At 40.7% G+C, this 17,922-nt stretch carries 24 protein-coding genes and 3 pseudogenes; 10 read left to right on the forward strand and 17 right to left on the reverse strand.

Translation table 11 applies throughout. The features are described 5' to 3' along the window. Nucleotides 1-381 precede the first annotated feature (381 nt). From NNC77_RS12795 to NNC77_RS12810, 4 genes are all read right to left on the reverse strand, one after another. Complete coding sequence (locus NNC77_RS12795; RefSeq protein WP_144153480.1) at nt 382-1,149, reverse strand: hypothetical protein; 768 nt, start codon at nt 1,147-1,149, stop codon at nt 382-384. After that, a complete protein-coding gene (locus NNC77_RS12800; RefSeq protein WP_119230230.1) occupies nt 1,146-2,246 on the reverse strand; it encodes an AAA family ATPase in 1,101 nt (366 codons plus the stop codon). Before NNC77_RS12800 ends, NNC77_RS12795 begins: the two co-directional genes overlap by 4 nt. Nucleotides 2,247-2,601: 355 nt before the next feature. Continuing rightward, nucleotides 2,602-2,832, reverse strand: a complete 231-nt coding sequence (locus NNC77_RS12805; RefSeq protein WP_254971067.1) for a hypothetical protein — start codon at nt 2,830-2,832, stop codon at nt 2,602-2,604. Beyond that, complete coding sequence (locus NNC77_RS12810; protein ID WP_254971069.1) at nt 2,829-3,536, reverse strand: nitroreductase family protein; 708 nt, start codon at nt 3,534-3,536, stop codon at nt 2,829-2,831. Before NNC77_RS12810 ends, NNC77_RS12805 begins: the two co-directional genes overlap by 4 nt. A gap of 203 nt (nt 3,537-3,739) precedes the next feature. Between NNC77_RS12810 and NNC77_RS12815 the strand changes: the two genes are divergently transcribed. From NNC77_RS12815 to msrA, 3 genes are all read left to right on the forward strand, one after another. Next, complete coding sequence (locus tag NNC77_RS12815; protein WP_254971072.1) at nt 3,740-3,922, forward strand: helix-turn-helix domain-containing protein; 183 nt, start codon at nt 3,740-3,742, stop codon at nt 3,920-3,922. Between the two features lie 114 nt (nt 3,923-4,036). Next, nucleotides 4,037-4,474, forward strand: a complete 438-nt coding sequence (locus NNC77_RS12820) for an MBL fold metallo-hydrolase (RefSeq protein ID WP_334672846.1) — start codon at nt 4,037-4,039, stop codon at nt 4,472-4,474. Nucleotides 4,475-4,955: 481 nt separating this feature from the next. Then, complete coding sequence (gene msrA / locus NNC77_RS16735; RefSeq protein WP_308279129.1) at nt 4,956-5,435, forward strand: peptide-methionine (S)-S-oxide reductase MsrA; 480 nt, start codon at nt 4,956-4,958, stop codon at nt 5,433-5,435. A gap of 49 nt (nt 5,436-5,484) precedes the next feature. On the opposite strand, the gene NNC77_RS12830 is transcribed toward msrA, so the two are convergent. Genes NNC77_RS12830 through NNC77_RS12840 form a run of 3 tightly spaced genes read right to left on the reverse strand, consistent with a single transcriptional unit; the run spans nt 5,485 to nt 6,635 of the window. Continuing rightward, on the reverse strand, nt 5,485-5,778 hold the full coding sequence (locus NNC77_RS12830) for a hypothetical protein (RefSeq protein WP_254971076.1): 294 nt from the start codon (nt 5,776-5,778) through the stop codon (nt 5,485-5,487). A 15-nt stretch (nt 5,779-5,793) separates the two neighbouring features. Beyond that, nucleotides 5,794-5,919: a hypothetical protein gene (locus NNC77_RS12835; protein ID WP_254971078.1), complete on the reverse strand. Its 126-nt coding sequence runs from the start codon at nt 5,917-5,919 to the stop codon at nt 5,794-5,796. Further along, nucleotides 5,916-6,635, reverse strand: a complete 720-nt coding sequence (locus NNC77_RS12840) for a DUF6088 family protein (protein WP_117729532.1) — start codon at nt 6,633-6,635, stop codon at nt 5,916-5,918. The genes NNC77_RS12835 and NNC77_RS12840 overlap by 4 nt, the downstream gene beginning before the upstream one ends. A gap of 344 nt (nt 6,636-6,979) precedes the next feature. On the opposite strand from NNC77_RS12840, the pseudogene NNC77_RS12845 reads away from it, so the two are divergent. Next, nucleotides 6,980-7,447 (forward strand): annotated as a pseudogene (locus tag NNC77_RS12845) (IS1634 family transposase); the annotation flags it as partial. 163 nt (nt 7,448-7,610) lie between these two features. After that, nucleotides 7,611-8,144: a methylated-DNA--[protein]-cysteine S-methyltransferase gene (locus tag NNC77_RS12850; protein WP_119237863.1), complete on the forward strand. Its 534-nt coding sequence runs from the start codon at nt 7,611-7,613 to the stop codon at nt 8,142-8,144. Between the two features lie 28 nt (nt 8,145-8,172). On the opposite strand, the pseudogene NNC77_RS12855 reads toward NNC77_RS12850, so the two are convergent. From NNC77_RS12855 to NNC77_RS12900, 10 genes and pseudogenes are all read right to left on the reverse strand, one after another. Then, nucleotides 8,173-8,421, reverse strand: a pseudogene (locus NNC77_RS12855) (type II toxin-antitoxin system HipA family toxin); the annotation flags it as partial. A 17-nt stretch (nt 8,422-8,438) separates the two neighbouring features. After that, a pseudogene (locus NNC77_RS12860) lies at nt 8,439-8,606 on the reverse strand (helix-turn-helix domain-containing protein); the annotation flags it as partial. Between the two features lie 169 nt (nt 8,607-8,775). Beyond that, on the reverse strand, nt 8,776-9,108 hold the full coding sequence (locus tag NNC77_RS12865) for a hypothetical protein (protein WP_117729534.1): 333 nt from the start codon (nt 9,106-9,108) through the stop codon (nt 8,776-8,778). A 549-nt stretch (nt 9,109-9,657) separates the two neighbouring features. Beyond that, nucleotides 9,658-10,413: a hydroxyethylthiazole kinase gene (gene thiM, locus NNC77_RS12870; protein WP_254971083.1), complete on the reverse strand. Its 756-nt coding sequence runs from the start codon at nt 10,411-10,413 to the stop codon at nt 9,658-9,660. Between the two features lie 16 nt (nt 10,414-10,429). Beyond that, on the reverse strand, nt 10,430-11,074 hold the full coding sequence (locus NNC77_RS12875; RefSeq protein WP_254971085.1) for a tetratricopeptide repeat protein: 645 nt from the start codon (nt 11,072-11,074) through the stop codon (nt 10,430-10,432). Nucleotides 11,075-11,571: 497 nt separating this feature from the next. Continuing rightward, complete coding sequence (locus NNC77_RS12880) at nt 11,572-11,787, reverse strand: hypothetical protein (RefSeq protein ID WP_254971087.1); 216 nt, start codon at nt 11,785-11,787, stop codon at nt 11,572-11,574. A 65-nt stretch (nt 11,788-11,852) separates the two neighbouring features. After that, complete coding sequence (locus tag NNC77_RS12885) at nt 11,853-12,623, reverse strand: NYN domain-containing protein (protein ID WP_117729541.1); 771 nt, start codon at nt 12,621-12,623, stop codon at nt 11,853-11,855. Between the two features lie 123 nt (nt 12,624-12,746). Then, nucleotides 12,747-12,905 carry a hypothetical protein gene (locus NNC77_RS12890; protein ID WP_254971090.1) on the reverse strand — a complete coding sequence of 53 codons (159 nt, stop codon included), beginning with the start codon at nt 12,903-12,905 and terminating at the stop codon, nt 12,747-12,749. Between the two features lie 23 nt (nt 12,906-12,928). Further along, nucleotides 12,929-13,081: a hypothetical protein gene (locus NNC77_RS12895; RefSeq protein WP_181975384.1), complete on the reverse strand. Its 153-nt coding sequence runs from the start codon at nt 13,079-13,081 to the stop codon at nt 12,929-12,931. Nucleotides 13,082-13,093: 12 nt separating this feature from the next. Next, nucleotides 13,094-13,810, reverse strand: a complete 717-nt coding sequence (locus NNC77_RS12900) for a hypothetical protein (RefSeq protein WP_117729543.1) — start codon at nt 13,808-13,810, stop codon at nt 13,094-13,096. Nucleotides 13,811-14,247: 437 nt separating this feature from the next. Between NNC77_RS12900 and NNC77_RS12905 the strand changes: the two genes are divergently transcribed. From NNC77_RS12905 to NNC77_RS12925, 5 genes are all read left to right on the forward strand, one after another. Then, complete coding sequence (locus NNC77_RS12905; protein WP_218459974.1) at nt 14,248-14,718, forward strand: hypothetical protein; 471 nt, start codon at nt 14,248-14,250, stop codon at nt 14,716-14,718. A gap of 18 nt (nt 14,719-14,736) precedes the next feature. Further along, nucleotides 14,737-15,510 (forward strand): WYL domain-containing protein, encoded by a 774-nt coding sequence (locus tag NNC77_RS12910; protein WP_254971092.1) that lies wholly within the window; start codon nt 14,737-14,739, stop codon nt 15,508-15,510. Between the two features lie 417 nt (nt 15,511-15,927). After that, nucleotides 15,928-16,158, forward strand: a complete 231-nt coding sequence (locus tag NNC77_RS12915; protein WP_254971108.1) for a DUF1016 N-terminal domain-containing protein — start codon at nt 15,928-15,930, stop codon at nt 16,156-16,158. A gap of 28 nt (nt 16,159-16,186) precedes the next feature. Beyond that, complete coding sequence (locus NNC77_RS12920) at nt 16,187-16,564, forward strand: RNA-guided endonuclease TnpB family protein (protein ID WP_117729551.1); 378 nt, start codon at nt 16,187-16,189, stop codon at nt 16,562-16,564. Between the two features lie 108 nt (nt 16,565-16,672). Continuing rightward, complete coding sequence (locus NNC77_RS12925; protein WP_118067370.1) at nt 16,673-17,914, forward strand: hypothetical protein; 1,242 nt, start codon at nt 16,673-16,675, stop codon at nt 17,912-17,914. Nucleotides 17,915-17,922 lie beyond the last annotated feature (8 nt).

Below are 17,922 nucleotides of genomic sequence, written 5' to 3' on the forward strand. Positions count from 1 at the left end.
TAGATTTAAAATTATGTAACTTTGCAGCCGAAAAGGCTTCCCTGCTGGGGGCATGCCCCCAGCAGGGAGTGGGAATGAAAGTTAAGAACAAGCCTTGACACAGTTTAATTTACACCCCCCTTGAAGTGCTATGCAGCTTTCAAGATACATTCATTGCATCGAGAAAATAATTAAAACTGGGGGCTAGTCCTGATTATGGGGCTAGCCCTTTTTTTAAACGAATAATTAGATGAATTAAAGCAACCTTGGTAATAATGTCAATATGAGCTTAGCCACTCTTAAACCTATTGCCCTTACGCATATTTGTGCAAATATAATTTTAGATAGTCCAAATTTGTTGCTTAATAGAATGTCCTCGTATGATAACCTTCTCTTAAAATATTATTTGAAATAGTCAAACAGAAAAATTGGGAAAGCATTGAGTACAGCTACTTTGCAATCTTCGGTATTCACATACTGTTCTACTTGTGAGTTGAATATTTTGTCTTGAAGTATGTCTTCTTTAGATGCAGGCATCGTATTCTTCCCCTTACATAGATAGTTCGCTTTTCCCACATTCATTTCCTTTAAATATTCCCAATTTTGCTTAACTTCCTCCATCTCTACTTCTGTTGGCTCTCGATGATCTTTCAGTAGGATGAAATCGAAACTGTCATACGCAGAAAAATCTGCAGATACACCTTTAAACTTACCACACTCAGAACGTGTTACAGAATACGTCCAATAGTTTGCATCGGGCAACTGCTTAGTATATCGTATAGACTCAACCATCGGATAGTCAATATATAGCCTACCAAACTCCGTTTCGTTGTTGAATGTTTCAAGCATTTCCTTTACCTGCCTGTTGATTTCTTCGAGAGATAAATTCCGGTTATGAAAGTCATAGTCGAAGAACAGATAGATTTCAGAAATGTCAGCAGATGCATCAATATCCTTGAGCGGATTGTCTGCTTGACCAGCAAATTTCTCCATCAGCAAAGACACAATATCTCCATCGCCATCATACTCCTGCAAATCTTTGTATAGCTGATAGATGTTGTTGTTATAGGAACATACTATCTGCTCATCTCTATTTGCAAAGTATAATCGCTGGATGGTGCGGAACAAATCCGGCTCCCGTTTTACTCCTTCAAAAACGAATAGTATCATACTTCGAATGCGTTACCTCTAAACATTTTTTCTATATTATGCCCGAATCTCAACTCTTTTTGAGTGCAGTCGCTCAACGGCTTGATTTTGTTGTCTTGCAAGATGAAATTGCAATCTGGGCGAAGCAAGTCGTTGGTCATCAGATAGGTGTTGTGTGATGATGTAAAAGCCTGACATGGAAGGGAAAAGAGGGTTTTGCAAACCTCATAAGAGAGTCTGAAATGATAGAAAGCATCAAATTCATCTATGAAAACGAACGATGCTTTTGTCATCTGTTTCAGCCAGTAATATAGCAGCATCAGAGATTGAGTACCCGTTGATGCAATCTTATCGAATGGAATGCGACCTAATCCAAATACGCAATACAACTCTTTATCATCATCCTTTGGCTCCTGAAACTCAAAACTTTGTCCGCTTACCCGATGGATGAATTCCTCAAAGTCCCGAGTCAGCTTATTCTTGATGATATACTCATCGAGATTTGCCGGAGCAGTAGCCAACCCCATAAACTCATTTTTTTCAACACTTCTGAACCATAACATTGAGTTTACGAATTGCTGCAGTTTCAGAAGATAATGTTCCTTGGCAAGAGGATAGGAAGTAAGCAGAAAGTTTACGATGGATACATTATTGGCGTTATTGGCAAGGTTTGCCTTCACCGCAGAATCCATCGGGAATTCAACATCATCCAATGTCAAGACAGAATTCTTGTTGCAGAAAATAAGCTTGTTATTCACAACAAGTTCTTCTTCCTCCAGTTTTCCATCAGGTGATTTGCTATATGTATATAGTAACGTATTATCTCTAAACTTGAATGTATATTCAAATTTTACGGGGAAGTTCAACTTTCCCGTATATGTAAAGTTATCATAATAGTTCACCTTCTTCCACTTCTGTGAAAGATGATTGGTAATGTCGAAGATGGCCATTGCAAAGTTCGACTTGCCAGAACCATTAGGTCCATATACGATGCCATTCTTGATGATACCATCTTTAATGGCAAAAGTATTGAACGAATAGTTACTTGGTTTCGACAAATCCCATTCTATACGATTGGCAAATCCTCTATAGTTCGTTACGGCAAATTTTACTAGCATGCTTATATATACTTTATTTTTAATTGATAACAATTTTGTTGGTGCAAAGCTAATACACACTTAAACAATGCAAACTATCTTTTATTATAATGTCAAGTGCAGCTAAGCAGTTGCAAAGATATACAAAATATCAATACGCCGTAATTTTTTTACGGTTATTTAAGATAATAATCCTTGCAATACAATTTAAATGCTTTATCATTAAAAAAACTAATTGCTAAAGTTATATGGCGATTCCTCTCAATAGGGTGTACTGCAAACTTTCTATTTACGATAAGCTTCCTGTCTGCCTTATCAAACATGATTTTTGTAATATCTGCATAATAATCTATCTTTTATTTTTGAACATCAATAATCAGTAGTTGTACAAACTTAGAACAGAACCTTTTGTGCCTTCTCCTTTATAATCTCCAGAAAGCGGAAGTTGACTGCAGATATTGCAGATTTCTGCATCATCCAAATGCTCTGTTAACTCCAGATGAAATCCCCAATTGGTAGCATGCAAATCCCAGACACCATAACCGCATGCGTTGACTGCTGTAATGATGGTATCTTGAAGTTGCCATATTTCCGTGAAGTCTCTCATACTTTCTTTACCACCCACTTAAAGTTTTCCTTTCCTGCTCCTATTTCAAAGTGAAGCTTGGCAATACCGAGGTCCATCTTGGTATATCCTACCATTGAGAAGCCTCTCTTGGCAAGAACTTTGGGTTTACAACCAGCTTTTGTACCTTCCTGGTCTTGCAGGAAGAATGAGAACTTCTGCTGATTGATGGCAGTGGGAGCAAGAAGAGCTGCTTCCACGCCCTTTCGGAACCATGAAGGAGAATTGCTGGTTGCATTGCTCACCTGTTCCATGGTCTTGATTTTGTGACTAACCCCTTGTGACTCTCCGTATCCCAAGGCAATCATGCATGTCAACTTCTCCCCTTTTTCAATCTTGTAGGCTTCATTCACCTTGCGATAGCTTAATCCTGCCCAGCAGGTGTTGAGTCCTAGGGCTTGTGCAAGCAGCACAAGCTGTTCGCCATAATAGCCAATACGCTCATCAAGATCGTCGGCTTTTTGCCCTGCCATTACGAGATAGTTCTCCACGCCATGGAATTTTCCATATGACATAATGCCGGAGAATGCCTTGGTTTCTTGGGTAACCAGTTGTATGTGAAGGCCACCCTCTTTGTTGCACTCCAAGATTTTTTCTTCAAGTGCTCTAACTACCTCAGTTGAAAGAGGTTTGTGTATGTACTTTCGTACACTATGTCTTTGTTTGATAGCTTCTTCTATAGTCATGATTTCTATAATGAATTGTGCATGCAAAGTTAAGAAAAAAACAATATTCAAAGGCAAAAAACCAAGAAAAATCTCAGAAACTTATAATTTTTTATAAAAAGAACAATATATTATACCTTTTCTTGCGTAATCTAGATTCTTTTGTTAACTTTGCACGAAAAGTACAATATAATATACTACTTGGTATGAAAATTCAAGAAGTAATGAGATTACAGCGTAAGGCCTTGGGGATTACCCAGCAAGACCTCGCTGACATGTCTGAGATAGCCATTTCTACCATCAAGAAAATAGAGAGCGGTAAAGGCAACCCTTCCCTATCGACGGTTGAAAAAATCATGGATATCCTTGGCATGGAGGTTAAATATGAGATTCGTCAAACCGTTTAAATATAGTAGGATAAGAGAAAAGCTATCCTTTTTTGGGCGGTAAGATGAAACATACCTATTTCAAATCGTCCAAGAAAGAATTCAAAGATTCAATCGTAAATCAGAATGAGAATCATGAAACTGACATATATCTTTCATAGTGGTTTTGCAGTGGAGACCCAATCCTGCGTATTGGTCTTCGATTATTGGATGGATCCCGCCGATTGTATGCCGGTGATTCTGTCCAAGGGTAAGCCTGTGTATGTACTTGTAAGTCATTTCCATGAAGATCACTTCTCGCGGGAAATCTTTTCATGGCGCAAGCGCTACCCACAGACCTCTTTTACCTACATACTCTCCAAGGACATCATCAGACATCACAGATGCCAAAAGGTCGAAGCTGACGTCTTGATGGTAAAGGGAAAATCATGGTGCGACAAAAATATAAAGATAGTTGCAGCCGGTAGTAATGATAGCGGTGTGTCTTGGATAGTAGAAGTTGCAGGCAAGCGTATCTTTCATGCAGGCGATCATTCCAGGACTAGCAAAGCAAGAGATACGACAAAATTATAAACATAGAATGACATAATTAACAATGAATCCAATTGATATAGCACTCCGTATAGCAACGTCAGCCCATGCCGGTCAACTTGATCGCGATGGCTATCCTGTTATCCTTCATCCACTCACAGTGGGCTTGATGGGCCATACAGACGAGGAAAAGATGGCAGGCTTTCTGCATGATGTGGTAGAAGATACCTCCTACTCCTTTGAGGATTTGCTTCATGAAGGTATTCCCACAGGTGTAGTGAATGCCCTTCGCATCCTTACACATAAGCCGGGAACTGATTATTTCGATTATGTGCAGAGCATTATCGATTCTCAAAATCCCATTGCACTTCAAGTGAAGTACAATGACCTCCAACATAACTTTCAGAGAGGTAAGGACTACCCAGACCTTCAGAAGAAACATGGCAAGGCACTGGAAATGATTAAGGCAGCCATCGAAAAATGCTCTCAGGTTGACATCTATCATGCGCCTGAAGACTGCAGTATAGAGGTTGGCATCTTTGCCTGCGGATGTTTCTGGGGCGCGCAACATCAGTTTCAGAAACAGCCCGGCGTACTCAATACCCTGGCAGGATATACCGGTGGCAAAGAGGCTTTTCCTTCCTATGCCGATGTACGAGACCACAAGACGCATCACGTAGAGGCCGTCATCGTGGAGTTCAATCCCCAACAGGTTTCATATGAGAGCTTATGTAAACTCTTCTTCGAGATTCACGACCCGGCACAGACCGATGGTGTTGGTCCTGATTTGGGGCCACAATACCGCAGCTGTATCTTCTATCGTAATGAATCTCAGAAGCAGACAGCCGAACATGTGACGGAACTTCTCCGTAGTAAGGGTGACGAGGTCAATACCTTGCTCCTGCCAGAGGAGACATTCTACATTGGCGAGGCCTACCACCAGCATTATTATGAAAAAACAGGTGGTGAGCCTTATTGCCATCTGAGAACGAAGAAATTCTGAGAAGTAATTTTCAGTAAAATATCAAAGAGGTAAATATAGGCTAGAATTTTCATGTCCAAAACTCTTCTTCGCCAGTGGGTTGCATCTTGCCCCCGCACTTTGGGCAAGTATGCATATCCCACCTGCGAATCCTGTCAGAACCACATCTTAGACATAGCCTTCCTACAAGAGAATTAAAACTAGGTGCAGCATCACCAATTACTCCACCCACCACAAGAGGTACTATGTTTCTGCAGTCAGGACAAGACATGGCTTCGATATGCTGTCCCATGAAGCCACGTCCCTCATATACTTCGGTCTCGTACCCACAATCCTGGCATCTGAATATCTTCTTTTGTGACATAAATAATCTCCTTTCTTACCATTTTAACACCCAACTTGCATCGGAGTATTTTCCTATAATCTCTGCGTCCTTGATGACATGAAGCTGGTGGACATACTGCAATGCATCAGAGAACAAATCCCTGTTTTCATGTAATCTCATATGATGTTCCAGTTTTTTTTGTTTGATAATACTTTGTCGGAGACTGGCAACTTGTAGCTGGTCACTCCATTCAATGTTTTACTGATGGTTTCCGTTTCAAGCCCCATGTTCTCGTAGATGGCTCCAAGCAAAGCTCTTACATAAGGTGTGTATGCCAAGGATAGTTCTGCCAATTCTTGCTTCTGTTCCATTGAAAGAGTATTGATTGCTTTGCAAATATTCGTCACACATTCATCTGGTGAAGTGGCAGGAATGTCCTTTATAAGGCGCAGAGCATCCAATATTCTAAGTAGTGGAATATTGCTTGATGTTATGGCGTTCTCTTGTAACAAGAAAGATATTTTCACGCCATTCCTTGTGATAGGTCTCCGATATTTATTTGTGCCGACAAGGATGGATGAGCTTATCTGTGTAGTCAACCCTAGGGATGCAAATGCGGCAGTTCCGGTAATGTAGCCTACAATCTTGCCATTTTGCTCCAGAAAGTCTTTTACAAGTTCAGAATCTGCAGGTTTCAGATTTCCAAAAATGGTCTTCTTCGGAATATAGTATTTTCCCTTTGCTATCTTTTGCAGTTCGCCTTGGTGCACAAGACGGTTGAGAGCTTTGGCAAGTGCCGGCTGATACCGCATCTCCACCCCAAAATCTCTTGTTGTCAATACGACCCCTGCAGGGGTCAATGACAATTTTTCCTTTATCAGACTTGCTATAACCATGTTTATCTCCTATTTTCGAGTGCAAAGTTAATAAAAGTCTTGTTTTTTTACGCAATAAACTTGACTTTTATATATTTCTTTAACTATTTTCATGCTATAATCCATTCCATATCCTTTCATCCTCCCTTGTTTTTCCATAGCAAATTTAGCCCACATTGCAGCAGCTTTTGGTGAAAAACTTAAAGATTCCTAACGAAATCCTAGATTTTGGCAGTTTTCTGCCAATTTCCTAGCTGATTTTGTATAAAGAATCCTAATTTGCAGCGTATGTTCGGGAAAATCCCCAAAATGCTACACCCGCCCGTTTTGCCAGTTGAAAAATTGTGTGTACCTTTGCCCCCGAAATGTATATATCCAAGGCAAAGAAATATCGTGATCAGGGAGATGGTACGGCAATCGCATACGATTACTACCGTCTCACGAAGTCTTACATCGACAAAGATGGCAAGACTAAACATCGTAGTGTCCTTTGCCTTGGAGAACTTTCCGGTTTTGGCAAGGATGAACGTAACCGACTGGCATCCATGCTCACCACTATGATTGAGGATGGACAAAGCGTGATGTGTGATAACAAAAAGCTCTACGAGGAAGCCATGTCTCAATATGTGAAGTACCGTGGCAGCAAGTATGTCCAGGAGAACGATCCTCGTCTCATCGCCGAGCGTAAAGCTCGCGAAGAAGAGGAGCGCAGGAAAGCAGTTGCCGTTAAGCTTCAAACGCTCACCCAGCATGAAGCTCGCATCATCGGTTGCGAGAACCTCTGTAACTCTACCATGCGTATGCTTGATATTCGTAAATACCTGACCTCTAGGTGATGGAAGCGTGACCAGATGAACTTGACAATAAAGGTATCGCTCATGAACCCATCCGTACAGATAAATATACAGGCAAGCGATTTGTATTCTTCAGTGACCCAGATGGTTTGCCGATAGAACTTTATGAAAAATAAGAATCTGTTCAATCGTATCTGATATAATGCAGCAAGTAAGTATCCAATATTACAGTTCGCCTTGTGGAGAAATCATCCTGGCATCGGTGGACGATGAATTGTGCCTTTGTGATTGGAATGAAATGCCATGTTCAGTGCGCAATAAGCTTCGGCTTTCGCGGTATATGAAGGCTGAGTTCAAGATAGAAACATCCCCTATCCTGGAACTGGCCAAGAAGCAGCTGAATGAATATTTTACCGGCAGCCGCAGGACATTCGATATTCCGTTGCACCCTATAGGAACTGATTTTCAGAAAAAAGTATGGCATGCATTGCTCAACATACCATACGGAGAAACAAGAAGCTATAAGGAAATAGCCATAAGTTTGGGTAATCCCAATGGCACAAGAGCCGTGGCAGGTGCCATCGGAGCTAATGGCATCAGCATTTTCATTCCCTGCCATCGTGTTATCGGAAGCAATCATCTCCTTACAGGTTTTGCAGGAGGATTGGATGCAAAGAGAAGGTTATTAGAGCTTGAAGGAGAACAAAAACAACATAAGATATTGATTTTCAAATAAGAAAATAAAAAAAGACAAAAAATTAAAGACGTCCACCCCTATCTGGCAAAGCATCAGAAAAACATCCGAAAATATCACTTCCTGGCTGGGTATATTGCATGCCTGGGTAATTGTTGATGTCTTCCGAAAGCTTAATTCCGGCATGAACCTTAAGCCAATTCTCATCAAACTTAAATGCATAACTGTCAGAGCCGCACAATTTTTCATAACACAACTCTCCTACCAGCTCCGCTTTGCCGAGCCAGTTAAAATCAGCGAAAACAAACAGTCGTTCCATTCCTACTCCTTTTTTAATCCCTTTTCTACCTTGCAAAGTGTAACTTCCGAGCATGTTGCCCTTTCTGCAACTTGTGCCATGCTCAGGTTGCGCCGTAATCTGGCAAGCTTAATCTGCTCACCCACGATTTCCATCTTTTGAATCAACTTCCTTGGAAGTTTGTTTGCCATTGTATTCTTTGTCATAGCTTTAATCTTAATTATGATATGCAAAAATACATAATTTACTTTATTATAAGATGGGTTATCAAGTTTTTTAAAGAATAATTAGATGTATTAAATTAAACGCAGAAATCTGCCGGCATTACTGCCAGCAGACCTCTGCGTTTTAATTATATTGAAAATCAGATATTTGTTACTCTGAAACAGCAGCCTGTTCTATCTCTGTTGACTCCTGCTGGGCGTTCTTCTGTGGAGTCTCCTGAACCTCAGCTGGCTGCTCAGATTGGGTTGTTTCTACAGACTCTGCTGTTGTCTCTGCAGGAGTCGCCTGCTCTGTTGAATCTTCTGTACCAGCCTGAGGCAAAACAGGTGTGCTGATCTCTGCTGAATCCTTTGGAGTTTCAGGTGCTACTGTATCAACTGGAACTACTTCAGAATTATCTATCATCATTTTGCTTGATGCAAATACGTTGCTTACTGAAACCATTACCATAGCTGCGATAGCTGCAAAAACGAACTTCTTCATAATCTTATCTGTTTTAAATTGTTACTATTTATTGTTATTTACTCTGTTTTGTGGATTCATTATCGAACCCGCTATTCATAGTTGCAACCTGCATGCCAAAAGATAATAGAAAAGATGATAAGCTTGATATACAGAGACTTATAATTTGTGCGCCATAAATTACCCCTGTGGAATTTGGGGAAAAGGTGTAGAACTATTCCCCAAAAAACTGGGGAATAGCAAGATTATGGCACCACGTAACATCATCTATAGCAATAATGCTTCCTTCGATTTAAATATTCCAGGTCTTCTTGGTGAGCATAGGCTTCCTTTTCAAACCTGATGTTGTAATATGCCCGCATCCAATCCCGATATCTGAGATATAATAAAAACCATTCTATGATGTACCAGAGGTAGAATGGGATATACAACAACTCCCTTGCTTGGGCCGTATGTATGAGCTCATGGTTGAGTTCCACTTTAGAAAGATCTTCGCAAGTAACAATCATGCCAAAGAGATTGATTGCAATGAAGCTTTTCATGAAGGAACGTCTCTTGATTTTGATAATCCTAGTCATAAGCCATAAGATTGCTGAGTTCGTCGAGGAAGTTAATCATCATGCTTCCGGTTCCTCTAGACTGGGAAGCTGCCCTTTTTCCTGCAATTCCCATGGCTTTCATGGCATGAAAAGATGCTTCCAGAGGATCGGAGTTCACAGCAAGGAATGCCCCAACGATACCAGTGGCAGTACATCCCATTGCAGTAACCTTGCTCATCATGGAATGTCCTTCATGAACATAAGCCATTCTTTCGCCATCCGTGATGAAGTCTATGGCTCCAGTTATAACTATGATACAGGAAAGTTGCTGAGCCAGTTTCTTAGCCTGTTTCTCAACCTCATAGGTTTCCTGGTGACTATCCACTCCCTGCATGCCTATCTGGTGAGAGTACAATGCCTGAATCTCACTGGCATTTCCCTTGATGACTGTAGGGTGACACCTGAGGATAATCTGTGATGCTATATCCATACGAAAGCGGGTGGCTCCTACTCCAACCACATCAAATACGATAGGAATTCTTTTTTTCATGGCAGCTTCCCCTGCCAGTATCATCGAGTGAGCAGTGGTGCTTTCCGGAACGCCTAGGTTGAGAGCCAAGGCATTGCTCTTGCTACTGATTTCCTCCACTTCTTCCTCGGCACGCGCCATGATAGGTGATGCTCCAATAGCCAATAGGCTGTTGGCAACAAAGTTCATAGCCACATAATTGGTTATGTTGTGTACGAGAGGCTGCTGCTCTTGTATCAATCGTAAATCTGTCTTCATTTGTTTCACTACATTGTTAATATATACTGTACCCATTGTCCCTGCACCATTGTTTGGCATGCTCAAATCCTTGGGCAGTGGCTCTGTGAATCCATTTGAGTCCCTTGCGCTTGTCCTGTTTAACGCCTGTACCGGTCATATAGAACCATCCGGTAGAGAACTGAGCCTGTGCATCACCTTGCTGACCTGCCATTTCATACCAAAAGGCAGCCCAACTGTCATCCTTCTCTACTCCATCTCCATTCCAATAGTTGGCACCTACATTCTTTTGGCTCTGAAGATGTCCCCTTTGAGCTGCTTTCAGCCACCATTGGTGAGCCTTTACGTGGTCTTCTTTAGTTCCCTGACCCAGGTAAAATGCATTGGCAGCATTAACCTGTGATTGTACATCTCCTTTTTCTGCTGCAATCAGATACCAATGAAGAGCTCTTTCGAAGTCCTGTTCCACTCCATCTCCCTGGTAGTAGCATTCTGCCACATTGTAGCATGCGTAAGTATCTCCCAGTTCAGCAGCCTTCATGTACCACTGAAATGCCATCACATGATCCTCCACAACACCGATGCCTTGCGCATAGCAGACACCCATGTTGTTCATCGCCATTAAATCTCCTTCAAGAGCTTGCTGACGATATTTGTTTGCCGTTTCACGTTCCTTTTTCATTTCTGTAATCTCAACTTGGGTGCAAAGGTACAACTTTAATTTTGAATTTCGACACCCTAAAGATACAAAAAGAAAAGGCAGCTGCAAGCATCTTCACAAACGCCTACAACTGCCATCTCTATAATATATATGGAAACTTCTTTCTACAATTCTCTCAAATTTTCATGAAACATCGCCTGTTAAGCGAAGTTCTTCATGTTGGATCTTGCACCATACTCAGCGCATGCTGCAACGACCAAAGCTAAAATCATTTCTAATACCATCATAATCTTATCCTTTCTCTATATCAATCTGTTATCCTAATCTACATATTCTTTACCTCATCTAATATCCATTAGAGAAGCTTCATTGGAAGCATCCTATGGATGCCTCTCAAAGCTTGCTTACTTGCCGAGGCTAATCTTCTTGTTTACATTTACAACCTCTGCAAAAAGAGCAGCTGCAACTGCCAATGTCATTCCTAATACCATCATAATGTTACCCTTTCTTTACTTTAATTATTCGTTATTCAATCTTTTCGAGTGCAAAGATAATGCCTTTTTGTGTGCGCGCACAATTTTTGGGAAAGAAAATGCAGAAAAGGGTATGATTTCTTGATTTCCGTCAAAAACTGTCATGACAATTGGAACAAAATGGCATGTTTTCCTTTCAGAAGTCCGATTTTCAACTGCTGTTTCAACAAAATGATACATCAACATTAAAACTTTTCCCATTTCTCTTGCTGATTTCAGATGAATTGGTTTTCTTTGTACTTGATAAGGTATTCAAAACAGTATCTTTATAGAGGGCAATACCTCCGTGAGGCTGTGACGCTGCGGTTTGAAGGGTATTGTCCTGTATCCCTACTCAAAGTCTCAGGCTTCAGAAAACCACCAGAAGGCTCCGATACTTTCATGCTGTCCTCCTTACTATCCTCCATACCTTCCGCAACAATCTTACCCTCTCCATCCAAGAAAGAGAAAGAATCAGAGGAAGCTGTGGAAGAGACCACAAAACTGGCAGCCACAGAACTCACGCTATACGAGGTATCGGAAAACGATGGAATAAAAGGAGCCTGAGAAGATACCTTCTCCAAAAAATCGGAACTTCCAGAAACCGTAGAAGAAGCATCCCCTCTCTCCTCAAAGAAAATATAATCATTGCAGGCCAAGACAAAACTCTCAAGCGCCTTCTTTTCTCCCATGCCAATCACTATCTTTCCGGATTCCCTGATGCGCATGACGAGCCTTGTGAAATCACTGTCACTTGATACGATGTAAAACACATCAATATCGTTCTGATACAGCAAATCCATCGCATCAATCACTAAGGCAAAATCCGTAGAGTTCTTGCCAGAGGTAAAAGAGTACTGCTGAATAGGAAGGAAGGCATGCTTTTGAAGCACAGCCTTCCATGCGGAAAGATTGGGCTTAGTCCAATCTGCGTATATACGCTTGACTGTAACCAAGCCACCCAGGTTGTTCTTAACAGCTGCCATCACCTGGTCAATGCGATGGTGAGAGACATTCTCAGCATCCACCAATAATGCAATCTTACGTTCTTGAACCATAACTTATAGTTTTTAATTCGTCTATCCACCTCTTGCCAGACTTCACGTTGAACAAGATGGCCAATCATATGCCAACCGCTAAAACAATGAATAAAATATCACGGAATCATGATATTTTATTCTTCAAACCAGGATGGTACCAGCTACGAGGAGGATTGTACAAACTGCCATCGTTAAGAAAATCGTAATCTTCACATCCTGAAGGTTCTTTGCCCGGTCAAGCACCAGGCAAGCCCCAACAAGTGCGGTGAATCCGGCTAAAATGAAGCAAATTTCACTCATTTCCGTTCCTACTTAAAACCTGGCTATTTCGAATGATCATGCAGCCAAGCCTTCTGACCATAGCTAAGATGGTCCCAGTTGGTTCTCTTCTTTCTTCCCTTGCCACCACCAAGCACAGCCTTTGTTGTGCCCTTAGCCAAGGCACCAACAAACAACATCATTAATAATGTCTCCATAATCTTGTAGTTTTACTTAGTTATACTAAATGTTCCAAAAGGAATCTCCTGTGCAGAAGCTACTGCCATATAGATGATTCCATACTCTCCTGGTTCAAGCTCTGAAGCCGGAATGGTGAGCAGATAACTCTGGTTGCCATACTTGTGTCCAGAGAAGGAGAGATATCCCTTTTTCTGTGCATCAGAGCTTCCGAGCACCGCAGGCTGAAGTGTCAGCCACTGTATTCTTCTGTCCTTCTTAGAAGCCTTGAAACGCACGATGCGGTAGATGCCCATCGGGTCATAATCATTCTTCTCAACCTTGATAAGTAATCGGATATCCTTTCCGTCCTTTTTGATAGAATGAGCAGACTTGCCTCCGGCAAAAGCAATATCCATTCCTTCCACTCCAGCCAAAGTGTTCACTGCATCTGCAGCAAGCCCCACGCCGGCAGCCGTACCCATCACTCTTACACCGGTCTCCAGTCCAGCCATGCTACCTGTGCTTAGTCCTACCATGCCACCTGCAAAACCGAGGTCACTTACAGCACCTGCAATCTTGGAAAACTTAGAGAACTTGTTCTGGTGTTTTTCTACCTTGCCGTTTTCCTTTGGAAGAACGACGTATGTAGAATCGCTAGTGAGCATACAATAGCTACCAATGAACTCCGGTTCTGGAGCTACTACCCTCTGTGCATGCGCATTGATAAATAAAGCACACGCAATAATCAATAACGAAAACTTCTTCATTGCTTTTTCAATTTAATTGGTTTAATATCCTTTGAACGAACAAAGCCAATGGGTAGGAGCTCCAACTGTTATATATTAAGGCCTAAACACAGTTATCCCAAAGAGCCATGAGCGTTGAGTGCTGTTCTGCATCTCGGCGGCAAAGGTATGAATTTCTTCCTTAAGTTCCAAACAAAAATCACACTTTTTTTCGAGCCCAAAATTAACGTGATTTTTTTTTCTTTACAATTGGGAAAAATGCAAAATCCCTAAAAAAAATATCGCGCGCACGCGCACGCGAGGATAATCCTTGACAAAATCGCAAGAACTTTAACTTCCGTTAAGGTTTAAGATAAAAAACACCTCTTTTGCAGTATTAAGGTATTCATTTAGATACTTTTAACCTTGTTTATTTGTGTAATAGTATTCATTTGCATACCTTTGCGATCAAAAACAATATGAGACATTTCATCATCAATATCCAATGGAAAGATTCTGAATTCACCGGCTCTGTATGGCAAGACAGTGGAGTACCTGTAGTGAAAAAACTGAGTTCCCCAGACTTCAATGAGTTCATTGAACTTGCAGAAGGAAGTCTGGAGGTCTTGAACCCATTCTTCAGTGACCCAGATGGCGATTTTCCGGAATGGTATAAGAACGGGGAATATGACTTTACCTATCATTTTTCTGATATGGCTTCTCTTCTGAAAGCATACAGCCAGTATGTACCCCTGGCAACACTTGCCAAGGCGACACAGATTAATAAAGGACTCCTCTCCCACTATGCCAACCGGCTGAAACTGCCAAGAGACAAACAGAGTGAGCACATCATTCAAAAGCTCCATGAAATAGGAACCAGACTTTGTAACTGTACACTGGAGCAACAAGAGGTGCTGACCATCAAACCCACCACACCCCAAAAAGCATAACATAATCCATCCATCATCATGATTAGAGAAAAACAGAATCAGTTGAGATACCTGGTCTTGGACAGATGCTTCGCAGATACAAGACACAAATACACCGCTATAGACCTTTCCAAGAAAGTAGGTGAAGCCATTTGGGGAGAACTTGGAGCCCAGGTAAACCCTCGTTTGGTTTTGGGAGATATCAAGTATATGAAAGAAGCTACCGCTTTTCAAGCACCTATCGAGGAATTCCCAACAAAGAACGGAAAAAGCTGGTATAGATACAGCAAAAAGAACTATAGCATATTCCATAACGCCCTGCCATTTGAAGCTATCAATACACTCTGTTCTTCATTAAGTTCACTCTACCTAACCCTGCAAAGGTTTCAGAATGAAAACTGTACACGTAGCTGTGAATTTCTCAACACGATTATCCCATATCTGGAAAATAGGCTGGGCATAAGTAAAGAGAATCCCTCCCTACCAGAGCAGAAGTTTAATCTTCAAGGGTTGGAACACCTGGCAAAGATAGTAGAATCCATCATTAGCTTCCAACCTCTCAAGATACACTACCATACCTTCAATGACCGTGAGTTCGACATTTTTTGCGACCCTTACCATGTAGGCCTGCATGATGACAAGTGGTATATGATGGCAAGGACTGAGCAATATTCCCAGATGGGATACTATGCCCTGGAGAGAATTGAATCACTTAAACCTCTGGAGGATAAACTATACATCCTACAAACAGACTCGGATTTGGAGACATACATGAAGATATTTTTCAAGGATGCCAACTTTCTCTATCTATAAGAGGTAGGCAAATGCTCATAGTTAAAGTACGAACCTAGAACTAGCTGTGCAATAAGTCCGCACACATCATGCAAAATATACTAGAAAAGGTAACCAAATAATGAAGATAAGAATCATAACCATCCAGGTTAAGCCCAACAAAGAGTTTAACCAGCTGAAATTCTCGTTCATTACAGACGTGAAAGTTCTTTCTCCTCAAAGCCTTAAAGACACAATTAAGGAAAAAATTGAAGAAAATCTGCAGAAATATTTAAGTATGCAGAATGAATGCACAGAATCGTAGTATCTTTGCACTCATTAATTAATAGTTGAATAATAAATAAAGAGATATGACAGATAAAAATAAGCAAGACATTACCCTACAAGGTTTTGTCAACGACAATAAAATCCATTATCAACACAGCTCATACCCATGCAGTGCGTAGTGTTGATTTTTGCCGAGTACTGATGTACAGGGCTATAGGACATCGTATTGTGGGAAAAGAACAACAAGCTAAGGGAAGTGCCGAATATGGTAAGTATCTGATAAAGAGCCTTGCTAAAGAAATAGGGCCAGAATATGGAAGCGGATTTGGAGAGCGACAACTTAACTTTTGTCGCCAATTTTACAATACATATTCAATTGTGAACGCATGCGTTCACAATTGAATTGGTCACAATACAGAATGCTCATATAATGTCGCCAAGAAACCACCATCTTGCCACGTCTGTTTCTGATGCTAGCTGGAGCAAATTCGTTACCATGTTGGAGTACAAGGCGAAGTGGTACGGCAAGATTCTGGTTAAGATAGACCGGTTCTATCCATGCTCGAAGACCTGCCATCATTGTGGACATGTCAAGGAAGATCTGGCATTGTCAGACCGCTACTACACTTGCCCAAATTGCGGTGAGTTAATAGACCGTGACCTGAATGCAGCGAAGAATATACTTGATGAAGGTTTAAGAAATATATCGGCAGGAACTGTCGATTACACCGATGGAGAGGGCGTAAGACTTGCTTGCAAGCATTCCTTGATGAAGTCGGAATCCCATAAATCTTTAGCTTGTGGGTAGTTCAAAGCAGGATTAACGTTATTTTTTGCTAAAAGTGTTTGAAGATGCGATTATTTTTGTATATTTGCAGCATTAAGGCAGAATTTAACCATTTAACGTGAATGTTATATGACTAAAGAAGAAATTCTCAAACAAGTTGCTGCACTTAAAGCAGAATTCCAAGAACTTTGGAATGATATAGACGAACATTCCAAGGAAGAAGAACGTGTCGCTGTAGTGCTGCACAACGCAGAATCTATTATGGATAAGCTTGATAGTACCTTTGAAAAAAGGACAGCTTTGACAGCCGCAGATACTACAATCCTTATGATTGCTACTGCTCTACAAGTCATGAGAATCTACTTGCTTTCTAAATTTCAAGAAAAAATTAAGGATGAAGACAGACTTGCTCATAATGATCCAAGCATCAAAGAAAAAGTAAAAGAACAAATGCAAAAATATAAGGAAGAACATAGTAATTGGAAGTCAAAAAAGAGCCAAAAGAGCTATCGCTCTTGGCAAGAAATTGCCTTCACAATTAAAGTCCCTTATGATGCCACCCGGCATTCCGGCGAAGGTTTCCATAACAGAAGTATGCATGGTGGTCAGCATAGAGTTAAGACATTAGGGCATGACCCAATACTCGGATGGCTCTTTGGTGTTTCAAATATCATCACTGATAGCATAACTATTTGTCCTGAATACAAACTTGGCGAAAAAAAACTCAGAATTCCATATATTGAGTCATATTATGTTGATATGGGCTCTAACTTTTGCTGGGAAGAGCAGATTACCACTTGGTCTGTATTTTCTGGGAGTATTGAAAGTATTAAAGAAGACAAACATCGACTATATGCAGCTATATTTGCTCAAGGAATGCACCTTGCATCAGATCAATATACCAAGATGGGGCTGCCGATTCCTTTCTTGAGTTTGTTAGATCAAGACAAAGCCTATGAGTTGTACAAAGAAGGCTACGATTATCTAGACTATTTGTATGATACTCAAATTTTACGTAGAACTATGAAATCTGCTTCACAAGCTATTTTCATAAATATGCTCATTGGTGCCATTCATAAATTTTTCTATAACCCACAAAAAGATCAAAGTCAAGAATTTTATAATATACGAACCAGAAAAGTAATATTATATTCAAATATGATAGCGACCTCTTCGGATATCGTACAAACAGCTTTTAGAAGTTACAATGGTGATGAAGAGGCATGGAAAAACTTCGACATCGGAGGTTTTTTAGTTACACTATATAGGTTCATAACCGACACTCGCTTCATTATGAAAATTAAAGAAGAATTTATTTTCCAAGAATGGGATAAAATTATTGATTCAAAGAATAACATTTTTAATATATAAAAATAGAA

The sequence above is a fragment of the Segatella copri genome (genome assembly GCF_024330485.1).
GTDB classification, from domain to species: Bacteria; Bacteroidota; Bacteroidia; order Bacteroidales; family Bacteroidaceae; genus Prevotella; species Prevotella copri_L.

Bases quoted from the DNA above. Each gene is read 5' to 3' on its own strand.
- NNC77_RS12865 (WP_117729534.1), bottom strand. From the start codon at position 9,108: ATGAAGAAGTTCGTTTTTGCAGCTATCGCAGCTATGGTAATGGTTTCA.
- NNC77_RS12895 (WP_181975384.1), bottom strand. From the start codon at position 13,081: ATGGAGACATTATTAATGATGTTGTTTGTTGGTGCCTTGGCTAAGGGC.
- NNC77_RS12910 (WP_254971092.1), top strand. From the start codon at position 14,737: ATGATTAGAGAAAAACAGAATCAGTTGAGATACCTGGTCTTGGACAGA.
- NNC77_RS12820 (WP_334672846.1), top strand. From the start codon at position 4,037: ATGAAACTGACATATATCTTTCATAGTGGTTTTGCAGTGGAGACCCAA.
- NNC77_RS12875 (WP_254971085.1), bottom strand. From the start codon at position 11,074: ATGAAAAAGGAACGTGAAACGGCAAACAAATATCGTCAGCAAGCTCTT.
- NNC77_RS12810 (WP_254971069.1), bottom strand. From the start codon at position 3,536: ATGACTATAGAAGAAGCTATCAAACAAAGACATAGTGTACGAAAGTAC.
- NNC77_RS12850 (WP_119237863.1), top strand. From the start codon at position 7,611: ATGCAGCAAGTAAGTATCCAATATTACAGTTCGCCTTGTGGAGAAATC.
- NNC77_RS12880 (WP_254971087.1), bottom strand. From the start codon at position 11,787: ATGGGAAAAGTTTTAATGTTGATGTATCATTTTGTTGAAACAGCAGTT.
- NNC77_RS12800 (WP_119230230.1), bottom strand. From the start codon at position 2,246: ATGCTAGTAAAATTTGCCGTAACGAACTATAGAGGATTTGCCAATCGT.
- NNC77_RS12925 (WP_118067370.1), top strand. From the start codon at position 16,673: ATGACTAAAGAAGAAATTCTCAAACAAGTTGCTGCACTTAAAGCAGAA.
- NNC77_RS12885 (WP_117729541.1), bottom strand. From the start codon at position 12,623: ATGGTTCAAGAACGTAAGATTGCATTATTGGTGGATGCTGAGAATGTC.
- NNC77_RS12905 (WP_218459974.1), top strand. From the start codon at position 14,248: ATGAGACATTTCATCATCAATATCCAATGGAAAGATTCTGAATTCACC.
- NNC77_RS12795 (WP_144153480.1), bottom strand. From the start codon at position 1,149: ATGATACTATTCGTTTTTGAAGGAGTAAAACGGGAGCCGGATTTGTTC.
- NNC77_RS12815 (WP_254971072.1), top strand. From the start codon at position 3,740: ATGAGATTACAGCGTAAGGCCTTGGGGATTACCCAGCAAGACCTCGCT.
- NNC77_RS12805 (WP_254971067.1), bottom strand. From the start codon at position 2,832: ATGAGAGACTTCACGGAAATATGGCAACTTCAAGATACCATCATTACA.
- NNC77_RS12840 (WP_117729532.1), bottom strand. From the start codon at position 6,635: ATGGTTATAGCAAGTCTGATAAAGGAAAAATTGTCATTGACCCCTGCA.
- NNC77_RS12835 (WP_254971078.1), bottom strand. From the start codon at position 5,919: ATGAGATTACATGAAAACAGGGATTTGTTCTCTGATGCATTGCAGTAT.
- thiM (WP_254971083.1), bottom strand. From the start codon at position 10,413: ATGAAGACAGATTTACGATTGATACAAGAGCAGCAGCCTCTCGTACAC.
- NNC77_RS12920 (WP_117729551.1), top strand. From the start codon at position 16,187: ATGTCGCCAAGAAACCACCATCTTGCCACGTCTGTTTCTGATGCTAGC.
- NNC77_RS12890 (WP_254971090.1), bottom strand. From the start codon at position 12,905: ATGAGTGAAATTTGCTTCATTTTAGCCGGATTCACCGCACTTGTTGGG.
- NNC77_RS12900 (WP_117729543.1), bottom strand. From the start codon at position 13,810: ATGAAGAAGTTTTCGTTATTGATTATTGCGTGTGCTTTATTTATCAAT.
- NNC77_RS12830 (WP_254971076.1), bottom strand. From the start codon at position 5,778: ATGTCACAAAAGAAGATATTCAGATGCCAGGATTGTGGGTACGAGACC.